Here is a 14,450-nt window from a genome sequence, read left to right as displayed (position 1 = left end):
ACCTACCGTCCGGACGCAAAAGGACCCCCACCGCATGCGGTGGGGGTCCTTCTTTGGCTATTCAGCTCAACCCCGAAGGGCGGGCGGAATTAGTTGCCGGTGAGCTTCTCGCGCAGTGCTGCGAGGGCCTCGTCGGAAGCCAGGGTGCCTGCGTTGGACTCTGCAGCAGCAGGCTCCGAGGAGTAGCTGGTAGCGCCGGAGTCGCCCTCGCCGGACGTTGCAGCAGCGGCGTCGTCAGCAGCGTGCTGTGCAACCTGCTTCTTGTGTGCTTCCCAGCGGGTCTGGGCGTCAGCGTACTGCTGCTCCCAGGCTGCGCGCTGTGCTTCGTAACCCTCGAGCCATTCATTCGACTCGGGGTCGAAGCCCTCGGGGTACTTGTAGTTGCCCTCTTCGTCGTACTCTGCGGCCATGCCGTACAGAGCGGGATCGAACTCGGTGCTGTCAGCGTCAACGCCCTCGTTAGCCTGCTTGAGGGAGAGGGAGATGCGGCGACGCTCGAGGTCGATGTCGATGACCTTGACGAACAGTTCGTCGCCAACGGAGACAACCTGCTCGGCGAGCTCCACGTGGCGGACAGCCAGCTCGGAGATGTGCACGAGGCCTTCGATGCCGTCTTCGACGCGAACGAACGCACCGAACGGAACCAGCTTGGTGACCTTACCCGGAACAACCTGGCCGAGGGCGTGGGTGCGGGCGAAGGTCTGCCACGGATCTTCCTGCGTAGCCTTGAGCGACAGGGAGACACGCTCGCGGTCCAGATCCACTTCGAGGACCTCGACGGTGACTTCCTGGCCAACCTCGACAACCTCGGACGGGTGGTCGATGTGCTTCCAGGAGAGCTCGGAAACGTGGACGAGGCCGTCTACGCCGCCAAGGTCCACGAAGGCACCGAAGTTGACGATGGAGGAAACGACGCCCGGACGAACCTGGCCCTTTTCGAGCTTGTTGAGGAACGAGGAGCGGACCTCGGACTGGGTCTGCTCGAGCCATGCACGGCGGGAAAGAACAACGTTGTTGCGGTTCTTGTCCAGCTCGATGATCTTGGCTTCGATCTGCTGACCGATGTACGGAGCGAGGTCGCGGACGCGACGCATCTCGACGAGGGATGCCGGCAGGAAGCCGCGCAGTCCGATGTCCAGGATGAGGCCACCCTTGACAACCTCGATGACGGTACCGGTAACGACACCGTCTTCTTCCTTGACCTTCTCGATGTCGCCCCAGGCGCGCTCGTACTGTGCGCGCTTCTTGGAGAGGATCAGACGGCCTTCTTTGTCTTCCTTGGTGAGCACCAGGGCTTCGACCTGATCGCCAACGGCGACAACTTCGCCGGGGTCAACGTCGTGCTTGATGGAAAGCTCGCGGGAAGGGATGACACCTTCGGTCTTGTAACCGATGTCGAGCAGGACTTCGTCGCGGTCGACCTTGACGACAGTACCTTCGACGAGGTCTCCGTCGTTGAAGTACTTGATGGTGGCGTCGACTGCTGCGAGGAAGTCCTCAGCGGTGCCGATGTCGTTGATCGCGACGACGGGGGCACCGGGCTTCTCGGTGGAGGTGATGGTCATGTAGTAGGGGCTCCGTTGTGGATAGTATGTCGGTCAGGCAAACCGCTGCCGCCCGGCTCCGGACGGCAGAACACGGCAAAGTGCCGGGTCATCCTGATTTGTGGATTGTTACAAAATGGCTGCGCGCACGTAGTACACGCCCGTTTATTGTAGTTGATTCTGCAAAGCAGGGTCAAAAGGACGGGTGCGCTCCCCCTAGAAGTGCGTCAGGCAGTGCGCCGGCCGTTCAACCGCGAACAACTGCTGGGCCCGGAAAGCTGCCTTGGGGCTCAGTTCCTTGACGCGGCCGGCCGCAGCCAACGTGACAGGTGAAACGGCGCCGAGGTAGATCGAAGCCAGGTCGGCCACGTCCAGTTCGAGGTCCGCCTCACGTGCGGTGACCTTGCGGACGGCCGCCACCGGTCCGCCGTCGGAATCAAGCTCCCAGGTGCCGTGCGCATGTCCGAGTGCATCCGCGATCCGCAGGACGAGCTTGTCCGCAGCTGCGTACTGCCGCGCCGACAACGCGGCGGGCACGTCCAGGATGCGCAGCCACAGCATGTCACGGACATCGGAGTCCACCAGGCAGCGGGGATCCTCCATGGCCCATGCCAAAGGATCATGGACCGGTGCTTCCGCCCACGTCAGCACATCAACAAGGTCGATGCTCCCCAGGAAGCGCCACAGGTCGAGGTAGGCTGCGTCACTGCCGGCGACGAGATCCACGATTTCCATGGTGTAGGGCTTGGTGTCCCAGCCCTTGAACCGGTAGGAGACGTAGCCGTCAGGAGCGCCGTCGGCACCGTAGTGGAGGGCACTCCGCACAGCAGTGTCGGGTTTGCCGTCATGCCCGATGGAGCCCGACGCCAGGAGGCGGTAGTACTTCTGGCGCCCGATGGACCCCGGCGTGGCACGCTGCACACGGTCGAATATTTGCGGAGCAAGCTCCAGCAGGACAGCAGGATCGGCAACCTCCACCGTCCCCGTCATGCTGCCCCGAAGCCGGAAGCGGGCGCCGGCATCCACCGTGATGTTCCGCTCGTAGGTGGCCACGCCGAAACCGAAGCGTCCGTAGATGCTGCCTTCGGAAGCGGTCAGCGCCGCGATCGCGATGCCGTCGTCTTTTGCAGCTTCCAGGTCCGCGGTGATCATTCCGCGGAGGATGCCTTGGCGCCGGTGGGTTCCCCGGACGGTGACGGCCGTTACAAGGCTTGCCTCCAGTTGTTTGCCAAAGCCGATGTTCAGTGGCTTCCGCATGGTGGCGTAGGTGGCAACAGGGACGTCTGCGGCGAGGGAATGCGGGGGCACGTCGCCGTTGACGTAAACGCCTGTCAGGGTGCGCTGATCCGCCTCGTAGGCTGCCAGCGTCTTCCGGATGTAGTCTTCGTCCCGCCGGTTCTGGTGGAACCCGTGGGAGACCGCCTGCACCCATGCGGCGCTACGGTCGAAATCGGGGCTGCCCTGCGTGGCGGCAGCGAATTGGTGGACGGTGTATTTTCCTGGTTTTTCTTCCTTGGGATCAGCCACGCACCCGAGCCTAGCCAGAGCCGAAGGGGCGCGCCAGCCTTCCGGCGGCGCGCCCCTTGGACGGACCCCTTGGTGGGACGGGGTTAGTGGCCTGCCTCGTACCAGCTGGCGCCGATGCCGATCTGGACATCGAGGGGAACAGACAGATCCGCCGCCGCGCCCATCTGCTCGGCTACGAGCTTCTCTACGGTTTCCCGTTCGCCGGGGGCAACTTCGAGCACAAGTTCGTCATGAACCTGCAGCAGCATGCGCGACTTCAGGCCCTGGCCGGCGAGTTCCGCGGCCACGCCGAGCATTGCCCGCTTGATGATGTCTGCTGCGGACCCCTGGATGGGAGAGTTCAAGGCAATGCGTTCGGCCGCTTCGCGGGCCTGACGGTTGGTGCTTGTCAGGTCCGGAAGGTAGCGCCGCCGCCCCTCGATGGTTGCCGTGTAGCCGTCCACGCGGGCTTGGTCCACAACGCCCCTCAGGTAATCGCGGACACCGCCGAAGCGGTCAAAGTAGTCCTTCATAAGGGTCCGGGCCTCGTCCACGGAAATCTCCAGCTGCTTGGACAAGCCAAAGGAAGTGAGTCCGTACGCAAGCCCGTAGGACATCGCCTTGACCTTGGAACGCATGGCACTTGTGACTTCCGCAGGAGCCACGTTGAAGATTCGTGAACCGACAAAGCGGTGCAGGTCCTCGCCGTCCCGGTACGCCTGGATCAAAGCTTCGTCCCCGGACAAGTGCGCCATGATGCGCATCTCGATCTGGGAGTAGTCGGCGGACAGCAGGCATTCGTAGCCGTCGCTGACAACGAAGATGCTGCGCACGCGCCGGCCTTCTTCGCTGCGGACAGGGATGTTCTGCAGATTGGGGTTGTTGGAGGAGATGCGGCCCGTTGCTGCGATGTTCTGGGCATAGGTGGTGTGGATCCTGCCATCTTCCGCCACGGACTTCTTCAGCGTCTCCACCATCTGGGCGAGCTTGGACGATTCACGGTGCGCCATAAGCTGGACCAGGAATTCGTGCCCGGTCTTCTCCAACAGGGCCTTCAGTGAAGCGGCATCGGTGGTGTACCCCGACTTGATCTTCTTGGTCTTGGGCAGCCCGAGTTCCTCGAACAGGACTGTTTGCAGCTGCTTGGGCGAACCAAGGTTGACTTCATGTCCGATCGCCGCGAAGGCCTGTTCCTGGGCGTTCTCGATCACCTTGGTGAGATCGGCGAGCTGCTCATTCATCCGGTCCATGGAGACGTAGATGCCGGTGAGCTCCATCTGCGCCAGGACGCGGGCCACGGGAAGTTCCAGCGTGGTCAGGAGGGCATCGGCCTTCCGCTCGGCAAGTTCCTTCTCGAAGTGCTTGCTGAGGGCATGCACGACGGCGGCATGCTGGACCAGCCCTGCGGCGGCAGCCTGGTCTCCGGCGAGGTCCAGCTCCAGTTGGCCGGAAGGCGCAGCCGCGGGGCCGAGGGTGATCTTCAGGTGGACCTGGGCCAGCTCGGCGAGATCGTAGCTGCGGCGGTCCGGCTGGATGAGGTAGCCGGAGATGGAGGTGTCATCCACCACTCCCTCGAGTCCCAGGCCCCTGTTGTGCAGTGCTTTCAGCGCGGCTTTGAACTCGTGAACCACCTTGGCTTCCTCAGGGTCCTGCAGCCACGTAGCAAGTACTGATTCGGCGGCGGCGTCCAAGGACGTCAGCTCGATGAAGGCAGCACCGTTGTTGCGGACTACCGCCAGGGCGGCAGCGTCCTCGCCGATGCGGCCCGGAACCTGCTGGATTGCGAGGGCGGAGCGGACACCCGAACCGGCCGCAAGGAACTCTTCCAAAGCGGCCGCGTCGGTGAGCGTCGTGAACTCGGGAGCCTCGATGGTGTCCGGCGCTGCACCTGCGGTGTCATCGCCGTAGAGGTCGAAAAGGCGGGTGCGGAGCGTGCGGAACTCGAGTTCCTCGAACAGCTCTTCAATGGCTTGCCGGTCCGGGCGCGGCTCATGGAGGTCCGCCAGTGATACGGGCAGTTCCAGATCCGTCAGCAACTGGTTGAGCCTGCGGTTGCGCTTGACGTTCTCGACGTTCTCCTTGAGGGCGCCGCCTACCTTGCCGCCGATGGAATCGAGGTTCTCGAGGATTCCCTCCAGGCCGCCGTAGAGGTTGATCCATTTTGCCGCCGTCTTGGGGCCGACGCCGGGCACGCCCGGAAGGTTGTCCGCGGATTCGCCCACCAGCGCGGCGAGGTCAGAGTAGAAAGCCGGTTTGACGAAGTACTTTTCCTCGATGGCTGCAGCATCGAGTTTGGGAATGTTGCTGACGCCCTGCTTGGGATAAAGCACGAAGACGTTGTCATTGATCAACTGGAAAGAATCCCGGTCTCCGGAGACCAGGAGCACCTCGAAGCCCTCGGTGTCGGCCTGGGCGGCGAGGGTGGCAAGGATGTCGTCGGCTTCATAGCCGGGCAGGGCTATGGTCTTGATCCCCCACGCTTCCATCACCCGGGCGATGAGGCCGATCTGGCCCTGGAATTCGGGCGGTGTGGCGTTGCGTCCACCCTTGTATTCGCTGTATTCGGCCTTCCGGAACGTGGTGTCGTCGGAGACATCGAACGCCACGGCCACGTGCGTGGGCTTCTGGTCCTTGATGAGGTTGATCAGCATGGACGTGAATCCGTGGACTGCGTTGGTGTGCTGCCCCCGGGCGGTGGAGAAGTTCTCCGCAGGGAGCGCGTAGAAGGCGCGGAAGGCCATGGAGTGGCCATCCAGGACCAGCAGCCTGGGCCGCTCCTCCCCCGTGATGTTCGCTCGGGATTCGGAAGAGGGGGCTGCCGTGGCGATGGCAGAAGCTTGGGCCGTTGGAACCTGGTCCGGTTTGGTTGTTTCACTCACAGGTGCCAGCCTAGTTGGCATGATGGACAATTTCACGCCGAACCAGGTTGTGGATGAGCTCAGGCAAGCAGGCGTACCGGAAGAATTCCACGAGTGGCTATCGGCCGGCGGCGTGGGCGCACTGGTGGTCAAAATGGGCATCCGCTTCAGCGAACTGGGCGCCGAACGCAGCGTTGCCACCATGCCGGTGGAGGGCAACACCCAGGTAGCCGGAATCCTCCATGGCGGGGCGCACGCAGTCCTCGCCGAGACCCTGGGTTCCTTCGCGGCATCCGTTCACGCAGGTCCAGGCCGCCATGCAGTGGGCATTGAGCTCAGCGCAACCCATCACCGCTCCATTGCTGCCGGGACGGTCACGGGAACCTGCACGGCAATCCACCTTGGCGGCACGCTGGCAACGCACGAGATCGTGATCACTGACGAGCAGGGTCGGAGGCTCTCCACCGCGCGGATCACGAACATGATCCGCGATAACCGTCACTGACCGCTTGTCGGGCGGAGCCGGCGCGCAAGGTGCCGGCAAGGCGTCAGCCGCGCTTTTCCGGCATCCTCTTTTCCGGCATCTTGTAGTGCAGTTCGGCCGCGGCCCCGCCAAGGATCTTCGATGAGACCAACTCCAGCGGCGCCGTCGGGCCGTTGAGCGGCAGCAGCCGCTTACCCGCTCCCAGCACCACCGGAATGATCGTGACGATCATCTCGTCCAGCAGCCCCGCGTTGGCGAATTGGGCTACGAGGTCCCCGCCGCCGACCAGCCAGACGTTCTTGTCCCCGGCATCGGCCAGCAGGTCCGGGGCGAACTCGCGGACGTCGCCTCGGACGAATGTCACGTCGGCGCCTGCGGGGGCGGAGTACTCGTGATGGGTAAAAACCCAGCACGGGATGTTCGGGTAAGGCCATTTTCCGGCCTCGTGCGCCATGAGCCATCGGTAGGTGTCCCCGCCCATCGCAATGCACCCGACGCCGGAGAAGAAGGACTCATAGCTTCCGCTGACCCCTTCCACCTTGTCGAATTGGAGCAACCAGCCCAGATCGTCATCCGGGGAAGCGATGAAGCCGTCAATGGTGGACGCCACGTAGTACTGGAAGATCGACATGGCCCCAGACTAGCCAAAAGCCACCGACAATTCAGTCCGCGCCTGCGTTGCCGTATTCCAACCGCACGCTCCCGTCGTCCCTCAGCACCACCACGCGGCCTTGGGCCAGGGTCCACCGATCGTTGAGCAGGAAGATCCGCCCGCCGCTGACTACCAGCAGCCGCAAGCCGGAATAGCGGTACAGCGGAGCCGCATCCGTTCCCGCTGACTCCTCGCGGACGTTGGGCGCGGTGACGCCCAGGCGCTCTTTGCTGTAGACCACTGCGGTGGGCAAAAGCCCGGAGCGCTCCTGGTAGTCGACAGCGGCGCCGCGGCCCAGTGCCTGGGCGTAGTCGGAGGTACCCCAGAACAGCAGGAGGGTGACCAGGACAAAAACGAGGGACCGTTCCAAGGCGCGCGGCGTGACCCGCAGCGTGCGGACGGCAGGGGCCGCTGCCCGCCGTCGGACGCTCAGGCCCCAGGCGCCGACTATCAGGCCTGCAGCAATCAGGAAGGGCACGTACAGCAAAGTCCGGCCCGGCTGGGTAACGACGACCACCCACATCACGGCAGCAAACGCGAATCCCAGCACCAGGACCACCAGTGCTGTGCGGTGCAACAGCGTCCTGTGCCTTGAGGCGTCCAGAAGCCGCGAAACAGCCCGGTCCAGCATCAGCCACAGCAAGCCGATCACCGCGAGCCACGCCAAGGGCTGGAAGAGCGACTGGATGCTCCGAAGAATGAAATCCTGCACGGTGTAGCCAAAGAGGCTGACGTCGAGGCCCATTGCCTTTGCCTGCGCGTCGGTACGTGCCCAGCCGAAATAGACCAACAGTGCCGTGGCCACCGTCAAGGGCGGACCAATCACGGACAAAACGTCCAAGGTCCGCTGCCACCGGGTGTTGATGAGGCTGCGCTCGTCCTCCTCCGGAGCTTCTGCCGCCGATTGTCCGCTCACGGCAACGCCGTGGGTGACGCTTCACTGGGAGCGGTACTGGGCAAAGGGGCCGGTTGTGTGCCACCGGGCTGTGTTCCGCCCGGTTGCGTCCCACCCGGTTGGGGCGACGGCGTTTGGCTTGGCCCGGTGGCAGGCGGAGGTGACGAGGGCGCGGTGTCCTCATAGTAGAAGGTCACCGTTCCGCTGATATCCACGGTGTCAGTGATGGAAATCCGGAGGGTGTCCCGCCCGTTGGCCGGAGGAATCCTGAGGTACATCGTCTGGTAGTCGCCTCCACCGGACACAATTTCCGGGAAGGCGGGTTCTCCGTCAAAGAGGATGTCGCCTACGCGGACGTAGTAGCCGTCCAGCCGCACGATTGTGCCGCCCGAACGCGGTCCGGAGGCCCGGAGTTGGCCCGGCACCGCCGTCAGGTCCTCATTCACTACCGTCAGGCCGCTAAGGTGGCGCGGGCACGCCTCGCCGGGAGGCGAGGTGGCCTTGATGGGCAGGCCGGGGCTGGCCCGGTGCTGCGCAATGACTGCGGCGGATGTTGCTGCAACCGTGGACTCCAGGCACTGCGTCTGTGGGATGCGCGGAGTCGCGGCGACCGCCACTGACGCTTGAAGCCAATCCTGCTCGGAACCGCTCTGCACGGCGCGGCATACGGCCGCTGCCGCTTGCCAGACAGTCACGTCTGCCGCCCCCTGGACGCTGTCCGGCCTGACGCTTTCAGCCAGGGCGTCGCACTGGAACTGCTGCAGCAGCAGGTAGCGCTGTCCCGCCGTCGGGTCATTGGGCCCGACCGGTCCGACCGGCACCCAGCGGACCACCGGCGCCTCAGCTTGCGGTGCTGCGGGACCGGCCGGGCCGGCGGGCTGGGCCGCTGTAGGTTCGACGGCGGGAGGCTGGGCGGTTGCCGCAGCAGACGTTGGTTCCGGCGCCGGGTTGGGTGAGGGGCTGTTGAAGTCGGAGCCGGGGGGAAGGCAGGCAGAAAGGCCCAGCATCAGGACCGGCGCCAACGCCAGTCCGATGAGGTGGCTTAGGGATCGGCTCTTCATGACAGCCCCGCATCTGCCGGATCACCAGGGTGCAGTGATGTAATTTCACTGCCGATTATTCTCCCGAATGGGCTTTACTGCCAGAGAGGGGGCTACTTTCCGAAGTACGGAACGATCAGGTAGATCCCGAATAGTACAGCCAGCCCGCAGATGCCGAAGCATACGTAGGCAAGGCTCTTGAAGAGTGCCGGCGACTTCTGCTGTACGTCGCCTGCTATCGCGGTCAGCCGGACACCCAGCGAGTAGAGGACCACGACCGTCACCGCGGACACGAGTGTCACCCCGGCAACCAGCAGCAATTCCAACCACTTCATCGCTGTGCACCTTTGTTCTTGTTGGACTTGGACTTTTTCTTCTTGCGGAACACAACCGCGTGGCCGGCTTCATCCACCTCGACGGCGTTGTGGTGGCCGACGTGCTCCCTGCGGGAGACCACGAACATGAAGAGAATGGCGGCGGTGCCTACGACGGCTGCAATGACCAGGCCAACGACGCCGGTATTGACCAGAAGCGCCGTCAGCCCGCCGACGATCGCGGATGCCGGCAAAGTGAAGAGCCAGCCCAAGGCGATCTTGCCAGCGGTACCCCAACGGACCGAGGTGCCTTTGCGTCCCAGGCCGGAGCCGATGACGGAGCCGGAGGCCACCTGCGTGGTGGAGAGTGCGAAGCCGAGGTGCGAGGAGGCAAGGATGGCCGTCGCGGTACTGGTTTCGGCCGAGAATCCCTGGGCGGGCTTTACTTCCGTCAGCCCCGAACCCATGGTGCGGATGATGCGCCAACCGCCGGCGTACGTACCAATGGCAATGGCGAACGCACAGGCAGCGATGACCCAGAACTGTGGCCCGGAGCCCGGAGTTTGGGTGCCGGCTGCGATGAGTACGAGGGTGATGATGCCCATGGTCTTCTGTGCGTCGTTGGTTCCGTGGGCCAACGCCACGAGGCTCGACGTGAAGATCTGGCCGGTCCTGAAGCCCCCACGCTTCTGGGTCAGCTTGTCCCCGGTCTCGGGATCGTGCCGCGAGGTCAGCGCGTAGGCGAGCCGGGTACAGATGTAGGCCACGGCTCCTGCGATCAGCGGAGCGAAGAGGGCGGGAAGGATCACCTTCAAAAGCACTGTTTCGAAGTTGATGGAGTGCAGGCCGATACCCGCCACTGCCGCACCGATCAAGCCGCCGAACAGGGCGTGCGAGGAACTTGATGGAAGGCCCTTGAGCCAGGTGATCATGTTCCAGAGGACGGCGCCCATGAGTCCGGCAAAGATGATGTCCGGAGTGATATGGATACCGTCGGCGCCTTCCCGGATCAGGCCCCCGGAAATGGTCTTGGCCACCTCCGTGGAGAGGAACGCGCCCACCAGGTTCAGCACGGCGGCCAGCGCTACCGCAGTCTTGGGTTTGATCGCCCCCGTAGCAATGGGAGTTGCCATCGCATTGGCTGTGTCGTGAAACCCGTTGGTGAAGTCAAAGAAGAGGGCCAACGCTATGACAAGCGCGACCATGAAGGTGATTTCCACCTGTTGCCCAATCTGCAGAGTCGACGTTCAGCAGTTTCACTTCCCCATACCTGCCAAGCACAGCATAATTCAGCAGCTGTTCAACTGGCTGGACTTGCCGGCTTCATTGTGCGGGCTGAAACCTTAAGAATCCTACGTGCCAGCCACCCTCCGGCCAAACGTGCGCCCCGGCGTGATCAGCCCAGGAAGGCCCTGACGGCAGCAAGGTGGCTGCGCGACAGGCCCTGGCGGGGATCCGGTGAGATGCACAACACGCGGTCTTCCTGGTAGTCGGCCCAGGACTGTGCGTCCGCGTCGCGGCCCAGTTGATCGTCAAGCCACGCGAACCGGTCCGAGCCCGAAGACGCGAGATCCTTCTGCAGGGCAGTGAGCTTCCACCATTCGGGACCTTCGTCCCAGCCTTGGCTGGACAGCACGGGCCAGTCCTGCCCCTTCAAACCTATGGCCGGGCACAGGAACTCCGGGGCAAGCCGCTCCCACGTGGTGAGCCACACGAAGCGCGCGGCCGGGTGGGCGGTCAGGTCGTTCAGGGCCTCTACGACTTCCGGCGCGAAGGCGACCTCCAGGATGCCGGCGTCCGCGATGCACCAGTCACCGCCCCAGTCGGTGGTGCCGACAGGGCTGAACGGGTTCACCACGCCGTCGACGTCCAAATAGATGGATACCGGCCTGACGGATGATGCCATCCGCGTTCTCCCTTCCCCAAAGGTTAAGGTCAGCCTACGGCACAGCCGGCAGCAAGGCCGGCGCAAATCATTTCCTTGACGCTCGTCAAAGCAATGATATTCTGGATGCATGGAAAACCCCGCCGCGCAACCGGCCGCCCCTGCTTCCGAATCCCCCGGTTCACGGAACATACGTCCCATCGAGGACACCGTCCATACCGATTTCCGGCACGCCATGTCCTACGGCAGCTACCTGGACCTGGACCGGCTGCTCAGCTCCCAGCATCCGGTGAGCAAGCCCGAACACCACGACGAACTGCTGTTCATCATCCAGCACCAGACCAGCGAGCTGTGGCTCAAGCTGATTCTTCACGAACTCCTTGAAGCGCGCCGCTTGTTCGACCAGGACAACCTCGGCAAGGCCTTGAAGTGCATCGCCCGGGTCAAGGCGATCCAACGGACCATGACCGAACAATGGTCTGTACTGGGGACACTGACGCCCCGGGAATACGCGCAATTCCGTGGTTTCCTGGGCAACTCCTCCGGTTTCCAGTCCTACCAATACCGCGGCGTGGAATTCCTGCTGGGCAACAAGAACCGCGGCATGCTGCGGGTTTTCGAAAGCGACCCCGAAGCCCACGCGCTGCTGAGTACGCTCTTGTCCGAGCCCACCCTTTACGACTCCTTCCTGGCTGTCCTTGCCCGCGCCGGCTACGACATCCCTGCCGAAGTACTGCACCGGGACACCTCGGAACCGTGGGTCTTCCACAAAGAACTGGTGCCGGTGTTCCAAACGATCTATGAATCCGATGACACCCCCTGGGGTTTGTATGAAGCCTGCGAGGACCTGGTGGACGTGGAGGACAACTTCCAGGCGTGGCGATTCCGTCACCTCCGCACCGTGCAGCGGACCATCGGCTTCAAGGTGGGTACCGGTGGATCGTCAGGGGTCGACTTCCTCAAACGAGCACTGGACCTGACGTTCTTCCCGGAGCTTTATGCCGTCCGGACGGAGATCGGCAGTTGAACCGTTCCTGACAGCGGCTCTATTTCCGGACGCCACAGCCTTCCTACGCGCAGCCCCCTACCCACCTCCGCAGGAGAACCCATGACCACCGCACGCCAAACCCTTCGGCCCACCTCGGCGCAACTGGACGCCGCTGATCCGCTCGCCGCACAGCGGGCCGCTTTCTACACGCCCGACGACGGCCAACTCACCGCGTACCTGGACGGAAACTCGCTGGGCAGGCCACTGGACGTCACAGTGGCATCGCTGCAGTCGTTCGTGCAGGACGCGTGGGGCAGCCGGCTGATCCGCGGCTGGGACGAGCAGTGGATGGACGAACCAACGCGGGTGGGCGACCGCATCGGCGAGGTGACACTGGGTGCCGCCGCTGGACAGGTAACTGTTGGGGACTCGACGTCGGTGATGCTGTACAAGCTGATTCGCGCCGCTGTTGATTCACAGCCAGGCAGGGACGAAATCATCATTGACCGGGATAACTTTCCCACCGACCGTTTCATCATCGAAGGTATCGCTAAGGAACGCGGCGCCAGCATCAGGTGGATTGCCGCGAACCCGGCCGCGGGGGTTCGTCCGCACGACCTCGATGGGCTGCTGGGCGAGCGGACCGCCGTCGTGGTTTTGAGCCATGTGGCCTACCGCTCCGGGTTCCTTGCAGACGTCAAGGCGATCACGGCCAAAGTGCACGATGCCGGGGCCCTCATGCTGTGGGACCTGTGCCATTCAGTGGGTTCGGTGCCCATGGAACTGGACGCCTGGGACGTCGACCTCGCCGTGGGCTGCACGTACAAGTACCTCAACGGCGGTCCGGGTTCTCCTGCGTTCGCCTATGTAAATAGCGCCTGCCAGGACATCCTCCAGCAACCGATCTGGGGGTGGATGGGGGCTGCCGATCCCTTCGGCATGACTGACGCCTACCAGCCTGCACAGGGCATCCGCCGCTTCATCACAGGCACTCCCCCGGTACTTGCCATACAGCCCCTCAAGGACATGGTGGAGCTCATCGCCTCCGTAGGCATGGATGCTGTCCGGGAGAAGTCCATTAAGCTCACCGAACATGCCATGAACCTCGCCGATGAAATGCTGGTGCCCCTGGGCGTTGCCATCGCCAGCCCCCGGGACCCTGCCGAGCGTGGTTCGAACGTGACGGTGGACCATCCACTCTTTGCGGACGTCACTGCGAAGCTCTGGGAACGCGGGGTGATCCCCGATTTCCGCCCGCCGCACGGCCTGCGGATCGGGCTCTCGCCGTTGAGCACCAGCTACGCGGAAGTGGAGCTTGGAATCACGGCAATCCGTGATGTCCTCCTGGAACTGCAGTGAGCGCTGTCCTTGACGATATGGACTCCCGTCCCGGGAGTACTACGTCACTGCTGCGGACCGTCGTCGGCTTGTACATGCGCGAGGCGGGCGGTTGGATGGCCACCAAGGACATCGTTGCCTTGATGGAAGCGTTGGGTACGTCAGGGACGGTCACCCGGACGGCCCTCGGGCGCCTCCGGAAAAAAGATGTCTTGGTTCCGGACACCCGCTCCGGCCTGGCGGGATTCACCCTCACTCCGGGTGCCGCGTCCATGCTGGCCCGGGGCGACAGGAGGATCTTCACGCCCCGGACCATGGCCCCGACCGATCCTTGGTGCCTGGTGTCCTTCTCGATACCCGAAACTGAACGGGACAAGCGCCATCAACTCCGCCGCAGGCTGTATTGGATAGGGTGCGGGACAGTTGCAGCGGGACTCTGGATTTGTCCGGACACGCTGCGCGGTGAAGTGGAAGAAATCCTGGCTGATCTTCAACTGCGCAGCATGGCCACGATCTTCGTGACGCAGCCTCCCTTGCCGGGAGGAGGGCTGAAAGAAACTGCCGCGAAGTGGTGGGACCTGGACGCACTGGCACAGTTGCACCGCGATTTCATCAGGGAGCATTCCTCCGCGGTCGACTCACCCAACGGCACGGCGGGCGCCGGGCCTTCGGCGGAGGCCTTCGCCACCTATGTCAGGAGCATCGACCGTTGGCGGATCATCCCGTACCTGGATCCCGGATTGCCCGCCTCTTTCCTGCCCGATGATTGGCCGGGGATCGATGCCGCCGGGCTGTTCTCCAAGATTGTGGAGCTCTACGCCGTGCCGAGTGCCGAATTCGTCGGTAACCTCGTGGGTGTCAGCGTTACGTGACCAGAGTCATGCCGCGTTGGCGGTGCCCCACCGCGGGGGCCCCCCCCCGGCTCCCCCCCCCCCCGCCCCATCGG

13 protein-coding genes are annotated in these 14,450 nt (G+C 63.8%); 4 read left to right on the top strand and 9 right to left on the bottom strand.

Annotated elements, in window-relative coordinates; translation table 11 throughout:
* Positions 1 to 89: 89 nt before the first annotated feature.
* From rpsA to polA, 3 genes are all read right to left on the bottom strand, one after another.
* Complete coding sequence (rpsA, locus tag OCL88_RS16210; protein ID WP_264963156.1) at positions 90 to 1,565, bottom strand: 30S ribosomal protein S1; 1,476 nt, start codon at positions 1,563 to 1,565, stop codon at positions 90 to 92.
* A gap of 195 nt (positions 1,566 to 1,760) precedes the next feature.
* Entirely contained in the window at positions 1,761 to 3,071 is a 1,311-nt protein-coding gene (locus OCL88_RS16205; protein WP_264963155.1) for a GNAT family N-acetyltransferase, read from the bottom strand.
* 83 nt (positions 3,072 to 3,154) lie between these two features.
* The gene (polA, locus tag OCL88_RS16200) at positions 3,155 to 5,791 is read right to left on the bottom strand and encodes a DNA polymerase I (protein ID WP_264963171.1); all 2,637 of its coding nucleotides are present in this window, start codon (positions 5,789 to 5,791) and stop codon (positions 3,155 to 3,157) included.
* A gap of 157 nt (positions 5,792 to 5,948) precedes the next feature.
* On the opposite strand from polA, the gene OCL88_RS16195 reads away from it, so the two are divergent.
* A complete protein-coding gene (locus OCL88_RS16195; RefSeq protein WP_264963154.1) occupies positions 5,949 to 6,413 on the top strand; it encodes a hotdog fold thioesterase in 465 nt (154 codons plus the stop codon).
* A 43-nt stretch (positions 6,414 to 6,456) separates the two neighbouring features.
* Here OCL88_RS16195 and OCL88_RS16190 read toward each other — a convergent pair whose 3' ends face one another.
* The 6 genes from OCL88_RS16190 to OCL88_RS16165 all read right to left on the bottom strand — a co-directional run bounded on the left by OCL88_RS16190 (position 6,457) and on the right by OCL88_RS16165 (position 11,199).
* A complete protein-coding gene (locus OCL88_RS16190; protein WP_166184229.1) occupies positions 6,457 to 7,023 on the bottom strand; it encodes a dihydrofolate reductase family protein in 567 nt (188 codons plus the stop codon).
* A gap of 31 nt (positions 7,024 to 7,054) precedes the next feature.
* Positions 7,055 to 7,960: a hypothetical protein gene (locus OCL88_RS16185; RefSeq protein ID WP_264963153.1), complete on the bottom strand. Its 906-nt coding sequence runs from the start codon at positions 7,958 to 7,960 to the stop codon at positions 7,055 to 7,057.
* Positions 7,957 to 9,000 carry a hypothetical protein gene (locus OCL88_RS16180; protein WP_264963152.1) on the bottom strand — a complete coding sequence of 348 codons (1,044 nt, stop codon included), beginning with the start codon at positions 8,998 to 9,000 and terminating at the stop codon, positions 7,957 to 7,959. Before OCL88_RS16180 ends, OCL88_RS16185 begins: the two co-directional genes overlap by 4 nt.
* A gap of 92 nt (positions 9,001 to 9,092) precedes the next feature.
* Positions 9,093 to 9,314: a hypothetical protein gene (locus OCL88_RS16175; protein ID WP_021470381.1), complete on the bottom strand. Its 222-nt coding sequence runs from the start codon at positions 9,312 to 9,314 to the stop codon at positions 9,093 to 9,095.
* Positions 9,311 to 10,513 carry an inorganic phosphate transporter gene (locus OCL88_RS16170; RefSeq protein WP_021470380.1) on the bottom strand — a complete coding sequence of 401 codons (1,203 nt, stop codon included), beginning with the start codon at positions 10,511 to 10,513 and terminating at the stop codon, positions 9,311 to 9,313. Before OCL88_RS16170 ends, OCL88_RS16175 begins: the two co-directional genes overlap by 4 nt.
* Before the next feature lie 176 nt (positions 10,514 to 10,689).
* Positions 10,690 to 11,199, bottom strand: coding sequence for an HAD domain-containing protein (locus OCL88_RS16165; RefSeq protein WP_264963151.1), 510 nt, complete (start codon positions 11,197 to 11,199; stop codon positions 10,690 to 10,692).
* Between the two features lie 109 nt (positions 11,200 to 11,308).
* On the opposite strand from OCL88_RS16165, the gene kynA reads away from it, so the two are divergent.
* From kynA to OCL88_RS16150, 3 genes are all read left to right on the top strand, one after another.
* Entirely contained in the window at positions 11,309 to 12,205 is an 897-nt protein-coding gene (gene kynA, locus OCL88_RS16160) for a tryptophan 2,3-dioxygenase (RefSeq protein ID WP_264963150.1), read from the top strand.
* An 81-nt stretch (positions 12,206 to 12,286) separates the two neighbouring features.
* A complete protein-coding gene (locus OCL88_RS16155; RefSeq protein WP_264963149.1) occupies positions 12,287 to 13,525 on the top strand; it encodes a kynureninase in 1,239 nt (412 codons plus the stop codon).
* Positions 13,522 to 14,376: a PaaX family transcriptional regulator C-terminal domain-containing protein gene (locus OCL88_RS16150; RefSeq protein WP_193591383.1), complete on the top strand. Its 855-nt coding sequence runs from the start codon at positions 13,522 to 13,524 to the stop codon at positions 14,374 to 14,376. Before OCL88_RS16155 ends, OCL88_RS16150 begins: the two co-directional genes overlap by 4 nt.
* Positions 14,377 to 14,450: the final 74 nt, after the last annotated feature.

It is taken from the genome of Paenarthrobacter sp. PAE-2, from assembly GCF_026013155.1.
Classification (GTDB): Bacteria; Actinomycetota; Actinomycetes; order Actinomycetales; family Micrococcaceae; genus Arthrobacter; species Arthrobacter ureafaciens.
This window is presented reverse-complemented; position numbering and strand designations above follow the sequence as displayed.